The following is a 2,311-nucleotide window of genomic DNA, read 5'->3' as shown; positions in this document are numbered from 1 at the left end:
GAGTGCCGGGATGTGGCTGGTAGGGCCACCACTTGTTTCTGCAATTCAATAAGTTACAGCTAATAGCCCCCCTTCAGACCTCTTGGTAATCCACTTTGTGTGGATGAATCAGGAGTCTTCTCTGTGAATCTCTGGCTCAGTCCTCAAGGTATCTGGTACTACCGCAAGGTGACAGTGCTCCCCTGTGGTCGCCGCAAAGACATCAAGAAATCTCTCCGTACTCGGGACAAGCTGGTCGCTCGTGAACAGGTGGCTAAGATGCTTGCCTGTGCGCGTTCTCGGGTAAAACCAGCGGCTGTCCAGCCAGAACCTCAGCCAAGCTCCCTGCCGGAGCCTCAGAGGCTACAGCAAGAGACACCCTCAGCGGCCAATCCAGCCCCTCAGTCAGCCCCTGCGGCTCCTTCTGCCATTGCATCCCCTGTACTTTCAGAACTCAGTGAGCGTTACCTGAAAGAAAAGGCGTTGTCCTGGGCACCAAAAGAGCTCAGCAATCAGAAGAACTACATCGGTTATTTCATCAAGGCGCTGGGGGACAGACCTCCAACCGCGTACAGCAAGGCCGATGTGGTCAAGTTCAAAGACGAATTGCTGAACTCAGGCAAGAGTCCGACGACTATCAACAAGTATCTCCAGAAGCTCTCGCTATTGTTCGTCTGGCTAGGCAATCACCACGAGGGCATTGTCAATCACTTCGTTGGTCTCAAGTTACAACGGGTCAAAGAGGTCAATGCTCGCAGTGGGTACACATCTGCGGAGAAACAGCGGCTGATCCAGTGGGCGAAGCAGCAGGAGCCATACCGCAAGTGGATAGCGCTGCTCGGCCTGTATACCGGAGCGAGAGCCAATGAGATCTGCCAGTTGTACGCAGATGATGTGCAGCAGGTCGATGAGGTATGGTGCCTGAACATCAGAGACAACCGCCCAGACCAGAAGCTCAAGACGGCCAACAGTGCCCGCCTGATCCCTATTCACTCCTCGCTGATTGCTGGTGGCTTTATCGAATTCGTGCAGGAAAGGGCAGGGGGGCGGCTGTTCCCTGAGTTACCTCATCGACAAGACGGTTACAGCCATCTTTGGGGGCAGTGGTTTAGTCGTCATCGCCCTGTAGACAAAGACTTCCATAGCCTGCGCCATACCGTGGCAACAGCGTTAAAAGATCATGGTGTACCGCTACAGTACGCGGCGGCGATCTTGGGGCATACCAATGGTGCCATCAGTTACGACAGGTACGGCGGTGGAGTAGCAGTCGAGAAGCTACAGGCAGCTATCGAAGTTGCACTATGAACGCGTTACATTGATGACCATGTCGTATGTAATTCAACTGGGCACAAGGAAGGGCGTGATTGGAACACCACAAAACTGACAAGGCACCACCTGATTTAAATGAATTAAAAGAGCACATAGCGTTGGAGTACGGGCGTTCTCTCCTCCAGCTGCAGCAGTTTGAATTGACACTCAAAGTAACCCTACCCACCCTGAAGGTATGCGGATTTTTCGATGAGTTGGCTGGTAACATAGAACGCGACCGCCAGCTTCTAGGCGGAAAGACTCTGGGGCATTTGGTTGGCCAGTGGAGCCAAAGAACGACGTTGGGGGATGAGCAAGAAATTGATGATGACGCACTGAACGGCCGAGGTTACTTCCGTTTCAGTTTTGGCCTTGAAGGCGGGGAGTGGATGAATGAAAAGCTCAAACAGCTGGTCGAGTTACGAAATGAGCTGGTGCATCATTTCCTGTCACGTTTTGCGTTGAACTCGGAGGCTAGTTGCCAAGAGGCAATACGCTATTTAACGACGGCAGCCAACGTCATTAAGGACAACAGAGAGGCGTTACATTCTCTCCTTACTGCCGTCGAAAAAGCCAAGAGCGAACTGCTAGAGTTTATGAACTCCCCTGAGGGAGAGCTTTTTTTACTATCCGGAATTCTCCCAGGTGAACCTGTCAACGATTGGGAAAATACTACTATCATCCAACAACTGAAATGTGAAGAGCGTCGAATAGGTAAGGATGGTTGGACACTGTTAAAAGAAGCCATCAGCAGTATTGGTCAAAGACGCCCAGGATTATCCCCCAAGCTATACGGGTGTGGCAGTTGGCGGGAGATTATTCATCGTTCTCAGCTTTTTGAGGTAGAGAAACGACCATCTCCCACTGGTGTTATGGTCTGGTATCGCACACGCAGTGCCTAAGAGGATTTTGCTAATTTTTGCCGCTTGCACACTCAGAAAAGGATCGAGGTCGCCACACTACCAGCAACTGTCTTGATCAGATCAAAGGTCATGTCGAGCCCCTTGGTTGCAAAAGTTTCTTT

General features: G+C 51.5%; 2 protein-coding genes. Both read left to right on the top strand.

All coding sequences use genetic code 11. The features are described from left to right. Positions 1–123: 123 nt before the first annotated feature. Positions 124–1,284: a site-specific integrase gene (locus AACS18_RS21865; protein ID WP_108613319.1), complete on the top strand. Its 1,161-nt coding sequence runs from the start codon at positions 124–126 to the stop codon at positions 1,282–1,284. 59 nt (positions 1,285–1,343) lie between these two features. Then, on the top strand, positions 1,344–2,189 hold the full coding sequence (locus AACS18_RS21860; RefSeq protein WP_108613318.1) for an OST-HTH/LOTUS domain-containing protein: 846 nt from the start codon (positions 1,344–1,346) through the stop codon (positions 2,187–2,189). The last annotated feature ends 122 nt before the right edge of the window (positions 2,190–2,311 follow it).

The sequence above is a fragment of the Aeromonas sp. HMWF015 genome (genome assembly GCF_963878965.1).
GTDB classification, from domain to species: domain Bacteria; phylum Pseudomonadota; class Gammaproteobacteria; order Enterobacterales; family Aeromonadaceae; genus Aeromonas; species Aeromonas veronii.
The sequence above is the reverse complement of the archived record's forward strand: the minus strand, read 5'-3'. Positions and strand labels throughout refer to the sequence as shown.